The sequence below is a fragment of the Streptomyces sp. MBT53 genome (genome assembly GCF_016654115.1).
Lineage (GTDB): Bacteria > Actinomycetota > Actinomycetes > Streptomycetales > Streptomycetaceae > Streptomyces.
On sequence record NZ_JAEQAZ010000012.1, the window covers coordinates 21,858 to 37,944 of the forward strand.

Annotated in this window: 15 protein-coding genes; 2 read left to right on the top strand and 13 right to left on the bottom strand. The window is 70.5% G+C overall.

Features of this window, described 5'->3' with window-relative positions; genetic code table 11:
* Positions 1-37: 37 nt before the first annotated feature.
* The 13 genes from JHN45_RS06800 to JHN45_RS06860 all read right to left on the bottom strand — a co-directional run bounded on the left by JHN45_RS06800 (position 38) and on the right by JHN45_RS06860 (position 14,839).
* The gene (locus tag JHN45_RS06800) at positions 38-598 is read right to left on the bottom strand and encodes a GNAT family N-acetyltransferase (protein ID WP_200710227.1); all 561 of its coding nucleotides are present in this window, start codon (positions 596-598) and stop codon (positions 38-40) included.
* Positions 576-2,846 (bottom strand): MMPL family transporter, encoded by a 2,271-nt coding sequence (locus JHN45_RS06805; RefSeq protein ID WP_200710228.1) that lies wholly within the window; start codon positions 2,844-2,846, stop codon positions 576-578. Before JHN45_RS06805 ends, JHN45_RS06800 begins: the two co-directional genes overlap by 23 nt.
* A 206-nt stretch (positions 2,847-3,052) precedes the next feature.
* A complete protein-coding gene (locus tag JHN45_RS06810) occupies positions 3,053-3,346 on the bottom strand; it encodes a hypothetical protein (RefSeq protein WP_200710229.1) in 294 nt (97 codons plus the stop codon).
* 179 nt (positions 3,347-3,525) lie between these two features.
* On the bottom strand, positions 3,526-5,040 hold the full coding sequence (gene gatB / locus JHN45_RS06815; RefSeq protein WP_200710230.1) for an Asp-tRNA(Asn)/Glu-tRNA(Gln) amidotransferase subunit GatB: 1,515 nt from the start codon (positions 5,038-5,040) through the stop codon (positions 3,526-3,528).
* 15 nt (positions 5,041-5,055) lie between these two features.
* Positions 5,056-5,298, bottom strand: a complete 243-nt coding sequence (locus tag JHN45_RS06820) for a hypothetical protein (RefSeq protein WP_019068646.1) — start codon at positions 5,296-5,298, stop codon at positions 5,056-5,058.
* Positions 5,295-6,797: an Asp-tRNA(Asn)/Glu-tRNA(Gln) amidotransferase subunit GatA gene (gatA, locus tag JHN45_RS06825; RefSeq protein WP_200710231.1), complete on the bottom strand. Its 1,503-nt coding sequence runs from the start codon at positions 6,795-6,797 to the stop codon at positions 5,295-5,297. Before gatA ends, JHN45_RS06820 begins: the two co-directional genes overlap by 4 nt.
* A gap of 5 nt (positions 6,798-6,802) precedes the next feature.
* Positions 6,803-7,099, bottom strand: a complete 297-nt coding sequence (gene gatC, locus JHN45_RS06830) for an Asp-tRNA(Asn)/Glu-tRNA(Gln) amidotransferase subunit GatC (RefSeq protein WP_007384860.1) — start codon at positions 7,097-7,099, stop codon at positions 6,803-6,805.
* A 271-nt stretch (positions 7,100-7,370) separates the two neighbouring features.
* The gene (locus tag JHN45_RS06835; protein WP_200710232.1) at positions 7,371-9,632 is read right to left on the bottom strand and encodes a bifunctional diguanylate cyclase/phosphodiesterase; all 2,262 of its coding nucleotides are present in this window, start codon (positions 9,630-9,632) and stop codon (positions 7,371-7,373) included.
* 270 nt (positions 9,633-9,902) lie between these two features.
* Complete coding sequence (ligA, locus tag JHN45_RS06840) at positions 9,903-12,095, bottom strand: NAD-dependent DNA ligase LigA (RefSeq protein ID WP_201048371.1); 2,193 nt, start codon at positions 12,093-12,095, stop codon at positions 9,903-9,905.
* A 15-nt stretch (positions 12,096-12,110) separates the two neighbouring features.
* Complete coding sequence (locus JHN45_RS06845; RefSeq protein WP_201048372.1) at positions 12,111-13,118, bottom strand: methionine synthase; 1,008 nt, start codon at positions 13,116-13,118, stop codon at positions 12,111-12,113.
* 65 nt (positions 13,119-13,183) lie between these two features.
* Complete coding sequence (locus JHN45_RS06850; protein ID WP_201048373.1) at positions 13,184-13,597, bottom strand: hypothetical protein; 414 nt, start codon at positions 13,595-13,597, stop codon at positions 13,184-13,186.
* Positions 13,594-14,292 (bottom strand): SDR family oxidoreductase, encoded by a 699-nt coding sequence (locus JHN45_RS06855; protein ID WP_201048374.1) that lies wholly within the window; start codon positions 14,290-14,292, stop codon positions 13,594-13,596. The genes JHN45_RS06850 and JHN45_RS06855 overlap by 4 nt, the downstream gene beginning before the upstream one ends.
* Before the next feature lie 7 nt (positions 14,293-14,299).
* Complete coding sequence (locus JHN45_RS06860) at positions 14,300-14,839, bottom strand: TIGR00730 family Rossman fold protein (protein WP_201048375.1); 540 nt, start codon at positions 14,837-14,839, stop codon at positions 14,300-14,302.
* A gap of 51 nt (positions 14,840-14,890) precedes the next feature.
* On the opposite strand from JHN45_RS06860, the gene JHN45_RS06865 reads away from it, so the two are divergent.
* Both JHN45_RS06865 and JHN45_RS06870 read left to right on the top strand, forming a co-directional pair.
* Positions 14,891-15,214, top strand: a complete 324-nt coding sequence (locus JHN45_RS06865) for a DUF427 domain-containing protein (protein ID WP_019068638.1) — start codon at positions 14,891-14,893, stop codon at positions 15,212-15,214.
* Between the two features lie 51 nt (positions 15,215-15,265).
* Positions 15,266-16,045 carry an alpha/beta fold hydrolase gene (locus tag JHN45_RS06870; RefSeq protein WP_201048376.1) on the top strand — a complete coding sequence of 260 codons (780 nt, stop codon included), beginning with the start codon at positions 15,266-15,268 and terminating at the stop codon, positions 16,043-16,045.
* Positions 16,046-16,087: the final 42 nt, after the last annotated feature.

Below are 16,087 nucleotides of genomic sequence, written 5' to 3' on the forward strand. Positions count from 1 at the left end.
GGGGTGGTTTCTGAGAAGTTCCTTAAAGATCGCTGTGTCAGGCACGCGCGCGTGCCTCGCGCCACTCGGGGGCGAGCACGGACCACACCTCGATGTCGTGCCGGACGCCCCCAAAGGGGTGCGACTGGCGCAGGACCCCGTCCCTGGTCATGCCCATGCGGCGGGCAACATTCAGGCTCTTCTCATTGCCCGCGGCGGCATGCCATTCGACCCGGTGGATACCGCGCTGTTCGATGGCGAAGTCGATGAGGATCCGTATCGCGCGCGTGATCAACCCCCGCCCGGCGGCGGCGGGTTCCAGCCAGCAGCCGACCTCGCAGTTGCCCTGGTCGGCGTGGAAGTTGAGGAAGAGGACACCGCCGACGAGCTTGCCGTCCAGCCAGATGCCGTGCAGGGACGCGCTGTCGGCGGCGCGCAGGTCGGCGTAGCGCTGGAGCATGGCCCGCGCGGACTCGACGTCCGTCTCCTGGGAGCCGAAGGAGATGTACTGGCCGATGAACTCCCGGCCGCGGTCCAGGTGGGCGAGGAACTCTTCGGCGTGCCACGGCTCCAGGGGACGCAGTTCGGCCCCGTCGTCACCCAGGGATATCGCGTACATCCTGCTCCCGCTCCTTCGCCAGTACGTCCGCCACCTCGGCGTCCGTCGCAGCGGCCAGCCTCTCATGGGCGGCGCGGCACTCGGGGGGCTCGATGCTGATGCGGGGCAGGACGCGGTCCAGGCGGTGGGGCAGCCACCAGTTGGCGCCGCCGAGCAGGTGCATGAGGGCGGGCACCAGGAGGGTGCGCAGGACGAAGGCGTCCAGGGCGACGGCGGAGGCGAGCGCGATGCCGAACATGGCGATCACGCGGTCGCCGCTGAGCACGAAGGCGAGGAAGACCGAGATCATGATGACGGCGGCCGAGTTGATGACCCGGCTGGTCTCGGCGAGGCCGACGCGGACGGCCCGCCGGTTGTCGCCGGTTTCCAGCCATTCCTCGTACATCCGGCTGACCAGGAAGACCTGGTAGTCCATGGAGAGTCCGAAGAGGACCGACACCATGATCACGGGGAGGAAGGGTTCGATGGGTCCGGCCCGGCCGAGGCCGAGGAACTCGCTGCCCCAGCCCCACTGGAAGATCGCGACGACGACTCCGAAGGCGGCGGCCACGGCGGCGACGTTCATCGCGGCGGCCTTGAGGGGGATGCCGACGGACCGGAAGGCGAGCAGGAGCAGCACACAGCCGAGCGAGATCACGACCCCGACGAAGAGCGGGAGTTTGCCGACGATCACGTCGGCGAAGTCGTCGTAGCTCGCCGTCACCCCGCCGACGTGGATGTCGAGGGAGGTGCCCGTCTCGGCCCGGGGCAGCACCTCGGTGCGCAGCCGGTCAACGAGGTCGCTGGTCTTCTGGGACTGCGGTGCCGAGTCCGGTACGACGCTGAAGTAGCCGGTGGAGCCGCCGCCGTCGTAGGTCACCGGGGTCACTGAGGCGACGCCCTCGGTGGTGCGGAGGGTGGCGGCGAGGTTGTCGAGGGTGAGCCTGTCCTCGGCGCCGTCGATCTTCGTGACGAGGGTGAGGGGGCCGTTGACGCCCGGCCCGAAGCCTCCCCCACTCTTCGAGCGGGAGGTGCCCCCAGCGAGGAGGTCGTAGGCCTGGCGGGTGGTCGACGTCTTCGGGTCGTTGCCCTGGTCGGAGGTGCCCAGGTGGAGCGAGAGGGTCGGCAGGGCGAGGACGGTGATGACGACCAGGGCGAGGGCGCCGAGGAGTTTGGGGTGGTGCTCGACGAACGCCGACCAGCGGGCGGCGAGGCCGGTGGGCAGCTCCGGCTGGGGCCCGTGCTCGGCGAGCCGGCGCCGTTCGCGGCGGCTGAGCGCCCGCGGGCCGATGAAGGAGAGGAGGGCCGGGAGCAGGGTCACGGAGGCCGCGACGGTGAATATCACGGTCAACGAGGCGGCGACGGCGACCCCGTTGAGGAAGCCGAGCCGCAGGATCAGCATCCCCAGGAGGGCTATGCACACGGTGGCGCCCGCGAAGACGACCGCGCGCCCGGTGGTGACGACCGCGTTGGTGACCGCCTCGGTGACGGACAGCCCGCGTTTCAGCCCGCGCCGGTGCCGGGTCACGATGAAGAGGGCGTAGTCGATGCCGACGCCGAGCCCGACCAGCATGCCGAGCATGGGCGCGAAGTCGGCGACGGTCATGGCGTGGCCGAGCAGCACGATCGCCGCGTAGGCGGTGCCGACGCTCACAAGGGCGGTGGCGATGGGCAGCAGCGAGGCGGCGAGCGAGCCGAAGGCGAGGAACAGTACGAGGGCGGCGACGGCCACTCCGACGATCTCGGCGGTGTGCCCGCTCGACGACTCGGTGAGCGCGATGGCGCTGCCGCCCAGCTCGACCTGGAGCCCGTCGGTCTCGGCGGCCTTGGCGGCGCGGACGACCGCCTGTGCCTCGGACTTGTCGATGTCCTCGGCCTGGTGCGCGAAGGTGACGGTGGCGTAGGCGGTCCGCCCGTCGGCGCTGATCCGGCCGGTGCCCTGGCCGTCGTACGGGCTGACCACGGAGGCGACTCCGGGCAGATCGGAGATCTTGTCCAGGGCGTCGGTCATGGTCTGTTCGACGTCGGCGGCGCGGACGGAGCCGGGCGAGGTGCGCCAGACGACGGTGTCGCTGTCGCCGCCGAGGCCCGGAAACGCCTCCTTGAGGAGCTGGGTCGCGCGGCCCGACTCGGTGCCGGGGGCCTCGTAGTCGTTCGAGTACGCGGAGCCGGTGACGGCGGCGGCAGCGGTGACCCCGCCGAACGCGAGGAGCCACAGCAGGACGGCGGCGAGGCGGTGCCGAACACACCAGCGGGCAAGGGCTGCCACGAACGTGCTCCCGGGGATGGCGAATTGTGGATCTTTGACCGGGAAACATCGTCCGAAGGATGAACAGCCCGCAAAGAACGCATGAGCAATACGCGGCCCACTCTCGCAGCCGAAAGTGATCGTTCATCGCGTTCGTGGGCTTCCTCACGAGAGTGGGAGCCAGATCACAGGACAGTAACGGCGACTCTGTCACCCCAGCGGGGGCCTCAGTCGAACTGGTCCCCCAGCGCCATCACCATCGCGCCGACGACCAGCAGCCACAACGCCCGTCTGGTACGGCCCCGGGAGCCGAGCACCGACGCGAGGGCGCACAGCGCGGCACCCACGGCATAGGCGGCCGGGACCAGCACGGGTTCGGAACCGGTGGCCCGGAGCGCCGCCGCGGCCACCCCGGCCAGCGCCAGCACCGCGCCGGTCAGGGCCGCGGTCCAGCGGGCCCGCCGCGCGTCCAGTGCGGGATCGTCGAAGTCCGGTGTCTCGGATTCTCCGCTTCCGTCCATGGCGGGCGAGAGTAGCGCGTCCTCCTGAGAGACCTCGTGCACGGCCAACCGACGTCCTCCACAATCTCGTTGCTCTCCCACAGGAAGCTACGCAGAACCGGAGGGGCCCGTTCACCGAACATCCCTGGGGATGCGTCTCAGTCGACGCGTCCCCAGGGATGTTGATTTCCTACGGCGGCTCAGCCCTCGCTGACGCCCAGCTGCTCCAGGATCAGTTCCTTGACGCGGGCCGCGTCGGCCTGACCGCGGGTCGCCTTCATGACCGCGCCGACCAGGGCACCGGCCGCGGCGACCTTGCCGCCGCGGATCTTGTCGGCGATGCCCGGGTTGCCGGCGATGGCCTCCTGGACGGCGGTGGTGAGGGCGCCGTCGTCGGAGACGACCTTCAGACCGCGCTTCTCGACGACCTCGTCCGGGGTGCCCTCGCCGGCGAGAACGCCCTCGATGACCTGGCGGGCCAGCTTGTCGTTCAGCTCACCGGCGGTCACCAGGGCGGTGACCCGGGCGACCTGCTCCGGCGTGATGGCCAGCTCGTCGATCGAGGTGCCCGACTCGTTGGCGCTGCGCGCCAGTTCGCCCATCCACCACTTGCGCGCGGAGGCCGAGTCGGCACCGGCGTCGATCGTGGCGACGATGGAGTCGATGGCACCGGCGTTGAGGATCGACTGCATGTCGAACGCGCTGATCCCCCACTCCTCGCGCAGCCGGTTGCGGCGGGCCAGCGGCTGCTCGGGCAGTCCGGTACGGATCTCCTCGACCCACTCGCGCGAGGGGGCCACCGGCACCAGGTCGGGCTCCGGGAAGTACCGGTAGTCCTCCGCCTCCTCCTTCACGCGGCCCGAGGTCGTCGACCCGGTGTCCTCGTGGAAGTGGCGGGTCTCCTGGATGATCGTGCCGCCGGAGTTCAGCACCGCGGCGTGGCGCTGGATCTCGTAGCGGGCGGCACGCTCCACGGAACGAAGGGAGTTGACGTTCTTGGTCTCGCTCCGCGTGCCGAACTTCTCGCGGCCGTGCGGGCGCAGCGACAGGTTCACGTCGCAGCGCATCTGCCCCTGCTCCATGCGCGCCTCGGACACACCGAGCGCCCGGATCAGCTCGCGCAGCTCGGCGACGTAGGCCTTCGCGACCTCGGGAGCTCGCTCACCCGCGCCCTCGATCGGCTTGGTGACGATCTCGATGAGCGGGATGCCGGCGCGGTTGTAGTCGAGCAGCGAGTGCGAGGCGCCGTGGATACGGCCCGTCGCGCCGCCGACGTGCAGCGACTTGCCGGTGTCCTCCTCCATGTGGGCGCGCTCGATCTGCACCCGGAAGGTCTCGCCGTCCTCCAGCTGTACGTCGAGGTAGCCGTTGAAGGCGATCGGCTCGTCGTACTGGGAGGTCTGGAAGTTCTTCGGCATGTCCGGATAGAAGTAGTTCTTCCGGGCGAAGCGGCACCACTCGGCGATCTCGCAGTTCAGCGCGAGGCCGATCTTGATGGCGGACTCGACGCCGATCGCGTTGACGACCGGGAGCGCGCCGGGCATGCCGAGGCAGGTCGGGCAGGTCTGCGAGTTGGGCTCGGCGCCCAGTTCGGTCGAACAGCCGCAGAACATCTTGGTCTTGGTGCCGAGTTCGACATGGACCTCAAGGCCCATGACGGGGTCGTACGACGCGAGAGCGTCCTCGTACGACTCCAGGTCGGTCGTGGTGGTCACGGTGAACTTTCCCTCTCAGCCCAGCAGGACGTCGTCGTCGCCCAGCCGCTTCAGCTCGCGGTACAGGATGGCGAGGCCGGTGACGATCGCGACGGCGGAGACCGTGGCGTCGATCAGACGGAGCGTGTCGTGCTCGGTGCGCGCCTTCTTGATCTGCTTGGCGACACCCAGCGCGCCGAACGCGGTGGTGGCGATGGACACATACGTGCCGGACTTCGACTTCTTGAAGCCCTTGGCCTTCGACAGTGCGTTGCTCACAGCGACGGTGCCTCCTCAAGCAGCGGGTGCCCCCACTTTTCCACGAAGGCGGCCTCGACGGCGGCGCCGACCTTGTAAAGGCGGTCGTCCTTCAGCGCCGGGGCGATGATCTGCAGCCCGACCGGCAGGCCGTCCTCCGGCGCGAGACCGCAGGGCAGCGACATGGCCGAGTTGCCCGCCAGGTTGGTCGGGATGGTGCACAGGTCCGCGAGGTACATCGCCATCGGGTCGTCGGCACGCTCGCCGATCGGGAAGGCGGTGGTCGGCGTCGTCGGCGACACGATCACATCGACGCTCTCGAACGACTTCTCGAAGTCGCGCGTGATGAGCGTACGGACCTTCTGGGCACTGCCGTAGTACGCGTCGTAGTAGCCACTGGAGAGGGCATACGTCCCGAGCATGATGCGGCGCTTCACCTCGGGGCCGAAGCCCGCCTCACGGGTGAGGGAGGTGACCTCCTCGGCGGAGTGGGTGCCGTCGTCGCCGGTACGGAGGCCGTAGCGCAGACCGTCGAAACGGGCGAGGTTGCTCGAACACTCGCTCGGCGCGATCAGGTAGTACGCCGACAGGGCGAGGTCGAAGGACGGGCAGTCCAACTCGACGATCTCGGCGCCCAGTTCCTTGAGAACCTCTACGGCCTCGTCGAAACGCTGGATGACACCGGCCTGGTAGCCCTCGCCTCGGAACTGCTTGACGACGCCGACGCGCATGCCCTCGACGCTGCCGTTACGGGCGGCCTCGACGACCGGCGGGACCGGGGCGTCGATCGAGGTCGAGTCCAGCGGGTCGTGCCCGGCGATGACCTCGTGCAGCAGCGCCGCGTCCAGGACCGTACGGGCGCACGGACCACCCTGGTCGAGGGAGGACGAGAACGCGACCATGCCGTACCGCGAGACGGCCCCGTACGTCGGCTTGACGCCGACCGTGCCGGTGACGGCGGCCGGCTGGCGGATCGAGCCGCCGGTGTCGGTACCGATCGCGAGCGGCGCCTGGAAGGAGGCGAGCGCGGCGGAGGAACCGCCACCGGAGCCACCGGGGATCTTGGTGAGGTCCCACGGGTTGCCGGTGGGCCCGTACGCACTGTTCTCGGTGCTGGACCCCATGGCGAACTCGTCCATGTTGGTCTTGCCGAGGATGACGACGTCGGCGGCCTTGAGCCGCTTGGTGACGGTCGCGTCGTACGGCGGGATCCAGCCCTCGAGGATCTTCGAGCCGACGGTCGTCGGGATGCCCTCGGTGGTGAAGATGTCCTTGAGCGCGAGCGGAACGCCGGCGAGGGGACCCAACTCCTCGCCCCTGGCCCGCTTCGCGTCGACGGCACGGGCCTGCGCGAGGGCACCCTCGCGGTCGACGTGCAGGAAGGCGTGCACCTTCGCGTCGACCTCCTCGATCCGGGCGAGGTGGGCCTCGGTGACCTCCACGGCCGTGAGGACACCGGACGCGATGTTCGCGGCGGTCTCGGCGGCGGTGAGCCGGATGATGCTGCTGTGGTCCGTCATGGTGATTAGTCCTCCCCCAGGATCTGCGGCACCTTGAAACGCTGCTGCTCCTGGGCCGGGGCGCCGGAGAGCGCCTGCTCGGGGGTGAGCGAGGGACGGACCTCGTCCGCGCGCATGACGTTCGTCAGCGGCAGCGGGTGAGAGGTCGGCGGTACGTCTTGGTCGGCGACCTCGCTGACGCGGGCGACCGCGCCGATGATGTCGTCCAGCTGTCCCGCGAAGTGTTCGAGCTCTTCGGGCTTCAGCTCCAGACGCGCCAGCCGGGCGAGGTGGGCGACCTCCTCGCGCGTGATGCCAGGCATGCAGCGTTCCTCTGGGGTGAGTGTGTGTGGTTTGGGGCCAATCCTATGGGGCGGGGGGCCGTAGCCGTTAAACGGTTTCCGCGAGGCCTCGCCCAGGGCTGCCGATCGTCCACTTCACAACGAGGGCTGCGTTGTCAGGGGCGCGCCCAGGACTGGTGATCGTCCACTTCGCAACGGGGTCGCGTGCAAGGGGCGCGGGGAACTGCGCGACCGGCCACGACGCACCCGCAGCCGCGAACCGGCAGAAGCCCCTCCCCCGTAGGCGCAGCCTTCAGCCAAGCCGCCCCGGATCATCCGCCGCAGCCGCAGGCAACGCCGCCCGAGGCCGCTGCCACCCCCGAGACCCCCGCGCCAGCAACCACGCCGTCATGTCCTCCGGCGGCATCGCCGCCGCGACCAGCCACCCCTGTACGGCGTCGCAGCCCAGGTCCCGCAACCGCTCCCACGTCTCGTCGTCCTCAACCCCCTCCGCGACGACGAGCAGCCCCAGCGAGTGCGCGAGATCCACCGTGCACCGCACGATCTCCGCATCCTCGGTGTCCACCGCGAGCCGCGCCACGAACGACCGGTCGATCTTCAACTCGCTGACCGGCAGCCGCCGTAGATGCACCAGGGACGAGTACCCCGTGCCGAAGTCGTCGAGGGACATCTTGACGCCGTGGCCGGTCAGGCCGTTGAGCGTGTCGGCGGCGCGCTGCGGGTCCTCCAGGAGGACGTGTTCCGTGATCTCCAGCTGGAGCGACCCCGCCGGGACCCCGTGCCGGGCGAGGCGCGCGGCGACCGAGCCCGCGAACCCGGGGGTGTGCACATCGCGCGGGGAGACGTTCACCGCGACCGGCACGAACAGGCCCTGGGCCCGCCATCTGGCGACCTGGGCGAGGGCCGTGTCGAGCACGTATTCCGTCAGATGGGGCATCAGACCGGACGACTCGGCGATCGCTATGAACTCGTCCGGCGGCACCTTCCCGCGCTCCGGATGAACCCACCGCACCAGCGCCTCAAGCCCCGCGACCTGACCGTCGAAACGCACCTTGGGCTGGTAGTGCACCTGCACCTCGTGCGCGTCGAGCGCCCGCCGCAGATCCCCCAACAGGCCCAGCCGGTCGGGGGTGTTGGAGTCCCGCTTGGACTCGTAGACCTCTACGCCCGTACGGTCCCGCTTCGCCTGGTACATCGCGACGTCCGCCCGGCGCAGCAGTCCCTCGGCGTCAAGGGCGTGGTCGGGGAAGACGGCGACGCCCGCGCTGGCCTCCAGGACGAGGGTGAGCCCGTCGAGGTCGAGCGGGGAGCTGAGCGCGGCGACGAGGTTGCGGGCGACCCGGGTCGCGGACGTCGTGGAGTCGGCGACGGGCAGCAGTACGGCGAACTCGTCGCCGCCGAGCCGCGCGGCCTCCGCCCCGCGCGGCAGTGCCACCCGCAGCCGGTCGGCTATCTGCAACAGCAGCCGGTCACCTGCCAGATGACCGAGAGTGTCGTTGACCGACCGGAAGCGATCGAGGTCGATCAGCATGAGCGCGGCTTTGGCGCCGATGCGTTCGGCGTCGTCCAGGGCGGTCCAGATGCGCTCCAGGAGCCACTGCCGGTTGGGCAGCCCGGTCAGAGGGTCGCGCAGTTGCTCCTCGGCCCTGGCGCGGGCCATCCACAGGGTGGAGTCGAGGGCGATGAGCGGGATCGAGAAGAGGGGCAGCAGGACCGGCTGGGCGACCGCGACCACACAGATCAGCGGGGCGATGCCGAGCAGGGCGACCGCGACGAGGCCCTGTCTGAGCAGGGCGGTGCGGGCGACGGTGGGCAGTCCGCCGTGGCGCGGGGCGTGCAGATACCAGAGCAGGGTGCGGGTGACGGCCAGATAGGCGAGGGCCACCAGGATCACTTCGGGGGCGGTGTAGACCGTCCAGGTGTCCGGGTTCCAGGGCTTCTCGACGGAGGGCACCCGGCCGAAGGCGCCGAGGACGAGTGCTCCGGCGGCTATGCCGAGGATGTCGACCGCGCCGTGCAGCACGCCCTGGCGCCAGCGGTTGCGGCGGGCTATGCCGACCAGGACGACGACGGTGAGGCTGACCATGCCGGCGGCGACCCAGCCGTAGAGCAGCAGGACGCCGAGGGTGAGGGCGGCGCCCGAGCCGGTGCCGCCCCACCAGCGGGCGCGGCCCAGCGCGACCAGATGGCCGACGATGATGCCGGTGAGGACGGCGAGCGACCAGCCGACGGTGCCGGACGGGAAGAGCGCGTGGTCGCCGGTGAACGCCCGGAAGAAGCCGGCGCCCAGGACGAAGCCGGCCGCGGCCACCACGGCCGTGGGCAGCGCGGGCCAGTTCAGGTGCCGTCCGGTCTCGCCGCCCGGCAGGGGGGAGGCGTGGCTTGCGGAGAGCGGTGCGTCGTGGCGCGCGTCCGGTGTGGAGTACTGTCCGGTGGCGCGCGGCTGGGTGCTGCCCGGACGCTCCACGGGGCGCGCTCCCCAACGACTCTTCCGCCAGGCGCCGGTGAGCCGGCGCAGGAGGGAGTCCGGGGGGGCGCTCTCGGTCGGTTCCATTCCCGTCCCTCTCACAGCCGGCGGTGCCCACGCCACGCGGTCCGATGCCCGACTTCCATCAACGGAACCGCGTTTGGAAAACCCTTCCCCTTGCTCACCAAGAGCAGGGGGTTGCCCCAACCGCAGCTGGGCACGGCAGGTGCACACCTCAACAGTAGGCCGCAGAAGGCTTCCACGGGCAGCGGTCGTAGACGGTTGCCCGAATGCGACCCGGCCACCCGTATGCATCTGGTATGCGCCGATCGGGTGGCCTTCAACCGCTGCTCCTCGCTACTCCTCGGCCGGAAGCGCGACTTCGGCGGCCGCCTCGGGGCCCTGTTCCAGCAGAACGGTGAAGCCGTCCTCGTTCAGAACCGGCACCTTGACCTGCATCGCCTTGTCGTACTTGGAACCAGGATTGTCACCTACGACGACGAAAGACGTCTTCTTCGAAACAGAACCGGTCACTTTCGCTCCCCGGCTCTGCAGGGCGTCCTTCGCCCCGTCCCGCGTGAAGTGTTCGAGTGTGCCGGTCACGACGACGGTCAGCCCTTCGAGCGGACGCGGGCCCTCGTCCTCGGCGGAACCCTCCTCCTCCATGCGGACCCCGGCGGCCCGCCACTTGCGGAGGATCTCCTGGTGCCACTCCTCGGCGAACCACTCCTTGAGGGAGGCGGCGATGATCGCGCCGACCCCGTCGGTGTTCGCCAACTCCTCTTCCGTGGCCTGCTCGATACGCTCGATCGAGCGGAACTCGCGGGCCAGCGCCTCGGCGGCGACCGGGCCGACATGACGGATCGACAGTCCGGTGAGGATCCGGGCGAGCGGGCGGTCCTTGGCCGCGGCGATGGTCTCCAGCATCGCCAGCGCGTTCTTCTTCGGCTCGCCCTGCTGGTTGGCGAAGACCGTCGCGATCTTCTCCTCGCCGGTCTTCGGGTCGCGCTTGGGCAGCCCGCTGTCCTGGTCGAGGACGTACGCCTTGATGGGCAGCAACTGCTCGATGGTGAGGCCGAACAGGTCGCCCTCGTCCTTCAGCGGCGGGTCCGCCGGCTCCAGCGGCTTGGTGAGGGCGGCGGCCGAGACATAGCCGAAGTGGTCGATGTCCAGCGCCTTGCGGCCCGCGAGATAGAAGAGCCGCTCCCTCAACTGGGCAGGGCAGGCACGGGCGTTCGGGCAGCGGAGGTCGATGTCGCCCTCCTTCATCGGCCGCAGCGGGGTCCCGCACTCGGGGCACTCGGCCGGCATCACGAACTCCCGCTCGCTGCCGTCGCGCAGATCGGCGACCGGGCCGAGGATCTCCGGGATCACGTCACCGGCCTTGCGCAGCACCACCGTGTCGCCGATGAGGACGCCCTTGGCCTTGACGACCTCCTGGTTGTGCAGCGTCGCGAACTCGACCTCGGAGCCCGCCACCGTCACCGGCTCGACCTGGGCGTACGGCGTGACCCGGCCCGTACGGCCCACGCCCACGCGGATGTTGACGAGTTTGGTGTTGACCTCCTCGGGCGCGTACTTCCACGCGATCGCCCAGCGCGGGGCGCGGGAGGTGGAACCGAGCCGTCCCTGGAGGGGGATCTCGTCGAGCTTGACGACCACGCCGTCGATCTCGTGCGCGACGGAGTGCCGGTTCTCGCCGTAGTACCTGATGAACTCCCGTACGCCGTCGAGGTCGTCGACCACCCTGTTGTGCGTGGACGTGGGCAGGCCCCAGGTCTTCAGCAGGGCGTACGCCTCGGAGAGACGGGTGAGGGGGTCGAAGCCCTCCAGGGTGCCGATGCCGTGCACGACCATGTGCAGGGGGCGGCCGGCGGTGACGCGCGGGTCCTTCTGGCGCAGTGAACCCGCCGCCGCGTTACGGGGGTTGGCGAAGGGCTTGTCGCCGGCCTCGACCAGGCGGGCGTTGAGCTCCTCGAACTTCTCCATCGGGAAGTAGACCTCGCCGCGGATCTCCACGAGGTCGGGCACCCGGTCGCCGGTCAGCCGGTCCGGGATCTCGGCGATCGTGCGGACGTTGGGCGTGATGTCCTCGCCCGTACGGCCGTCGCCGCGGGTCGCCGCGCGCGTGAGACGGCCGTGCTCATACGTCAGGTTGACGGCGAGGCCGTCGACCTTCAGCTCGCACAGGAAGTGGTGGACGGAGGCGCCGACGTCCTTGTGGACGCGCTCGGCCCAGGCCGCCAGCTCCAGGTCGTCGAACGCGTTGTCCAGGGAGAGCATGCGGGAGGGGTGGACGACGGAGGTGAACTCCGTCTCGTACGCCCCCGCGACCTTCTGGGTCGGCGAGTCTGGCGTACGCAGCTCGGGATACTCCTCCTCCAACGCCTCCAGGGCGCGCAGGAGTCGGTCGAACTCCGCGTCGCTGACGACCGGGGCGTCGTTCACGTAGTACCGGAAGCGGTGCTCCTCGATCTGCTCAGCGAGCTGCGCGTGCTTCTCCCGTGCCTCTGCGGGCACCGTCGTCTCCGCCTGCCTGTCGCCGGCCACCGTGTTGTCCTTCCGTCACTCAGGGTTGTCCGCGAGGGATCTCGCCGCCCGGACGCAGTGGGCGAGAGCCTTGCGCGCGTACTCGGGGGAAGCCCCCGCGAGTCCGCACGACGGGGTGATGGTGACCGACTCCGCGAGAAGTCCCGGTCGCAGCCCCAGCCTGCGCCACAGCGTTCTGACACCCATGACGCTACCGGCAGGGTCTGACAATGCGGAGTCCGTGCCGGGCACGACACCGGCGAAGAGCCGGGTGCCGGCCTCGACCGCCTCGCCGATCACATCGTCGTCACGCTCGGTGAGGAGCGAGAAGTCGAAGGAGACCCCGGCCGCACCCGCCCGGCGCAGCAGCGCGAACGGCACGTCCGGTGCGCAGGAGTGGACGACGACCGGGCCTTCCGTGTGCACCCCGACGACGTCGCGGAGTGTGCTCTCGACGAGTTGGCGGTCGACGGCGCGGTAGGTGCGGTAGCCGCTGGCGGACCTGACCTGTCCGCGCAGTACGCCGATGAGGGACGGCTCGTCGAGCTGCAGCACGATCTGGGCGCCCGGGACGCGGCGTTGCACGTCGGCGAGGTGGTTGCGCAGGCCCTCGGCGAGCGAGCCGGCGAGGTCGCGGCAGGCGCCGGGGTCGGAGAGCACGGCCTCGCCGTTCCTCAACTCCAGCCCGGCGGCGAGGGTCCAGGGCCCCACGGCCTGCACCTTGATCGGCCCCTCGTACCCCTGTGTGAACTCCTCGAACGCGTCGAGATCCTCCCCCAGCCACGCCCACGCCCGCTTGGTGTCCCGCCCCGGCCGGTCCCCGATCCGCCAACCGCTGGGCTCCACGCGCGCGTACACCTCGACGAGCAGCCCGATGGTCCGCCCGATCATGTCCGCACCGGGCCCCCGGGCGGGCAGCTCGGGCAGGAAGGGGAAGCTCTCGAAGGCCCCGGTCGCGGTCTTGGCGGCCTCCCGGGCGTCACCGCCGGGCAGGGAACCGACACCGGTGGCAGGACCGAAGCTGAACTGGCTGTTGTTGCTCACCCCGGAAGACTAAGCCGCCGACGGTGACAGGGATTCTGGGGTGCCGCGAGTATCCGCTGGGCGGCTCAGCGCATCCGGACCCCGAGCCCCTCCAGGAACCCGATCAGCCCCTCCGGATCCGTCACCTCCAGGTTGTTCCGGAATCGGTCGTGCTCCCAGGAGACGTCCGTCAGTCCTTGCACGCTGCCGCTCCCGATGAACTCGCCCTCGGCGTCGAGCAGGGCGATGGTCACGCTCCCGTAGCAGCGGCAGATGTCGTCGATGAACGTGCCGGTCGTGGTGAGAGCGCGCAGCTCCGCGAGTCCCTCGGCGTCGAACACCTCACCGATCAGGCCGCGTTCGGCGAGCGGCCCGCCGTTGTCGCCGCCTTCGAGGACCACCGCGGCCTCCGTGCGCCCCCACACCTCGTCGAGCCAGCCCCGGACCTCCGCACCGCTCGCCCCGCGCGATCGCTCCGACCCGGTCGCCTTCCTGGTCACCTTCCCGGCCGCACCGTCAGGTCGTTGACCTCCGCGTCCGTCGGAAGGTCGATGGCCATGAGGATCGTCGTCGCGACCGACTCGGGGTCGATCCACTGGGCGGGGTCGTACTCCTTGCCCTCCTGCTGGTGGACCTTGGCCTGCATGGGGCTGGCGGTGCGGCCGGGGTAGACCGAGGTGACGCGGACGCCGTTGGGGTGTTCCTCGTGGCGCAGGGCGTCCGCCAGGGCCTTCAGGCCGTGCTTGGAGGCGGCGTACGCGGACCAGTCGGCGCTCGCCCGCAGTCCCGCGCCGGAGTTCACGAAGACCACATGGCCGCCGGACACCCGGAGTTGGGGCAGGAGGTGGCGGGTCAGTTCGGCGGGGGCGACGAGGTTGACGTTGAGCTGGTGGTGCCAGGTCTTCGGGGTCAGCTCGCCGACCGGGCCCAGGTCGACGACCCCGGCGATGTGCAGGAGCGTGTCCACCCGGTCGGGCAGGCTCTGGTGGGAGAACGCCCAGCTGAGCCGGTCGGGGTCCGCGAGGTCGCCCACCAGGGTGCGCGCCCCGGGGTACTCCGCCGCCAGTTCCTTCGCGCGGCCGGCATCGCGCGCGTGCAGCACGAGATCGTCCCCGCGCGCGTGCAGACGGCGGGCGACGGCCTCGCCGATGCCGGAACCGGCCCCGGTGATCACATGTGTAGCCATGCCCGCCATGCTCGCATCAGTGGATGCCCAGGGACTCCTCCAGGTAGGCCAGCGCCCCGACCGGCTCCTCCGCGAAGAACACCAGGCCGGTGAGCGGGAGGGCCAGGAAGCCCTCCGCCTCCATCCGCTGGAACTGCGTCTTGAGGCCGTCGTAGAAGCCCGCCGTGTTGAGCACCACCACCGGTTTGTCGGTGTGGCCGTGCTTCTTCAGTTCCAGGATCTCCGTGGCCTCGTCCAGCGTCCCGGTGCCGCCCACCATGACGACCACGGCGTCGGCCTTCTCCAGGAGCAGCTTCTTGCGTTCGGCGAGGTCGGCCGCGATCACCATCTCGTCGGCGCCCGCCCGCGCCTTCGCCGCCAGGAAGGTCACCGAGACGCCCACCAGGCGTCCGCCGGCCTCGTGCACGCCATCGGCGACCACCTTCATCAGCCCGGTGTCGGAGCCGCCCCACACGAGCGTGTGCCCGGCCTTGCCGAGCAGTTCGGCGAACTCCCGCGCGGGGCGTGTGTAGCGCTCGTCCAGGTCGGCGGCGGAGAGAAAGACACAGATCTTCATATCCGTCACCGTACGCGGGAAGAACCGGGGGCCCGCGAGTGCTTTTCCGGTATGGCTGACGGACACACGATCACGATCGAGCAGGGCGACCGGCGGGTACGCGTCGTCCACGGCGACCAGGTGCTGGCGGAGAGCGACCGGCCCCTCGTGCTGAAGGAGACCGGCTGTCCCGTGCGCTACTACCTCCCCCCGGAGGACGTACGCCTGGACCTCCTGACCCCCTCCGAGACCCACACCCACTGCCCCTTCAAGGGCGACGCGTCCTACTGGTCGCTCCCGGACGCGACCGACCTGGTGTGGGCGTACCCCGACCCCAAGCCGGACGTGGCGCAGATCAAGGACCACCTCTGCTTCTACGAAGTAGAAGTGTTGTGAGCGGAAGTGTCGTGACCGATTAGTCCGCCGCCCTGCGGCAGTCTCCAGGGCATGGACAAGAACACTGTTTCGCGCGACGGCACCGCCGTCGCGTACGAACGCATCGGCGCGGGCCCGCCCGTCGTCCTGGTCGGTGGCGCGATGACGACGGGCGACGGCCTGCTGCCGCTCGCCGCACAGCTCGCGCACCGGTTCACGGCCGTCCCGTACGACCGCCGGGGCCGGGGCGCGAGTGGCGACACGGCGCCCTTCGCCGTGGCCCGCGAGGTGGAGGATCTCGCGGCACTGATCGACGCCGTGGGCGGCAGCGCGGCGCTCTACGGCCACTCGTCGGGCGCCGCCCTCGTCCTGCACGCGGCGGCGAGCGGCCTGCCGGTCACTCAAGTCGCCCTCTACGAGCCGCCGTTCGCCCTCGACGCGTCCGGCGCCAAGGAGCGCGCCGAGTACACCGAGCGGCTGACGGAACTGCTGGCCGAGGGCCGCCGCGGCGACGCCGTCGAGCTGTTCATGGCGCTCACCGGCGCACCCCCGGAGATGATCCAGGGCGCCCGACGCTCCCCCATGTGGCCCGGCATGGAGGCCATCGCCCCGACCCTCGCCTACGACGACGCGGCCATGGGCGACGGCCTGGTGCCGGCGGAGCGGCTGGCGTCGCTGTCCGTCCCGGTGCTCACGGTCGCGGGCGGCGCGAGCGCGGAGTGGATGCGGGAGGCCGCGCGGGCGGTGGCGGACGCGGCGCCGGACGGGACGTATCGCACCCTGGACGGTCAGACCCACATGGTGGACCCGGTTGTCCTGGCGCCACTGCTCACGGAGTTCTTCACGCGCTGACCGCGCGGTCGGCGTGTGAAAGTCACGCACTCCGGAGAGCGA

Coding starts and splice junctions, on each gene's coding strand:
- JHN45_RS06870 (WP_201048376.1), top strand. CDS start 15,266: ATGGACAAGAACACTGTTTCGCGCGACGGCACCGCCGTCGCGTACGAA.
- JHN45_RS06860 (WP_201048375.1), bottom strand. CDS start 14,839: ATGAAGATCTGTGTCTTTCTCTCCGCCGCCGACCTGGACGAGCGCTAC.
- gatC (WP_007384860.1), bottom strand. CDS start 7,099: ATGCCTGGCATCACGCGCGAGGAGGTCGCCCACCTCGCCCGGCTGGCG.
- JHN45_RS06855 (WP_201048374.1), bottom strand. CDS start 14,292: ATGGCGGGCATGGCTACACATGTGATCACCGGGGCCGGTTCCGGCATC.
- JHN45_RS06835 (WP_200710232.1), bottom strand. CDS start 9,632: ATGGAACCGACCGAGAGCGCCCCCCCGGACTCCCTCCTGCGCCGGCTC.
- JHN45_RS06865 (WP_019068638.1), top strand. CDS start 14,891: ATGGCTGACGGACACACGATCACGATCGAGCAGGGCGACCGGCGGGTA.
- JHN45_RS06810 (WP_200710229.1), bottom strand. CDS start 3,346: ATGGACGGAAGCGGAGAATCCGAGACACCGGACTTCGACGATCCCGCA.
- JHN45_RS06800 (WP_200710227.1), bottom strand. CDS start 598: ATGTACGCGATATCCCTGGGTGACGACGGGGCCGAACTGCGTCCCCTG.
- gatA (WP_200710231.1), bottom strand. CDS start 6,797: ATGACGGACCACAGCAGCATCATCCGGCTCACCGCCGCCGAGACCGCC.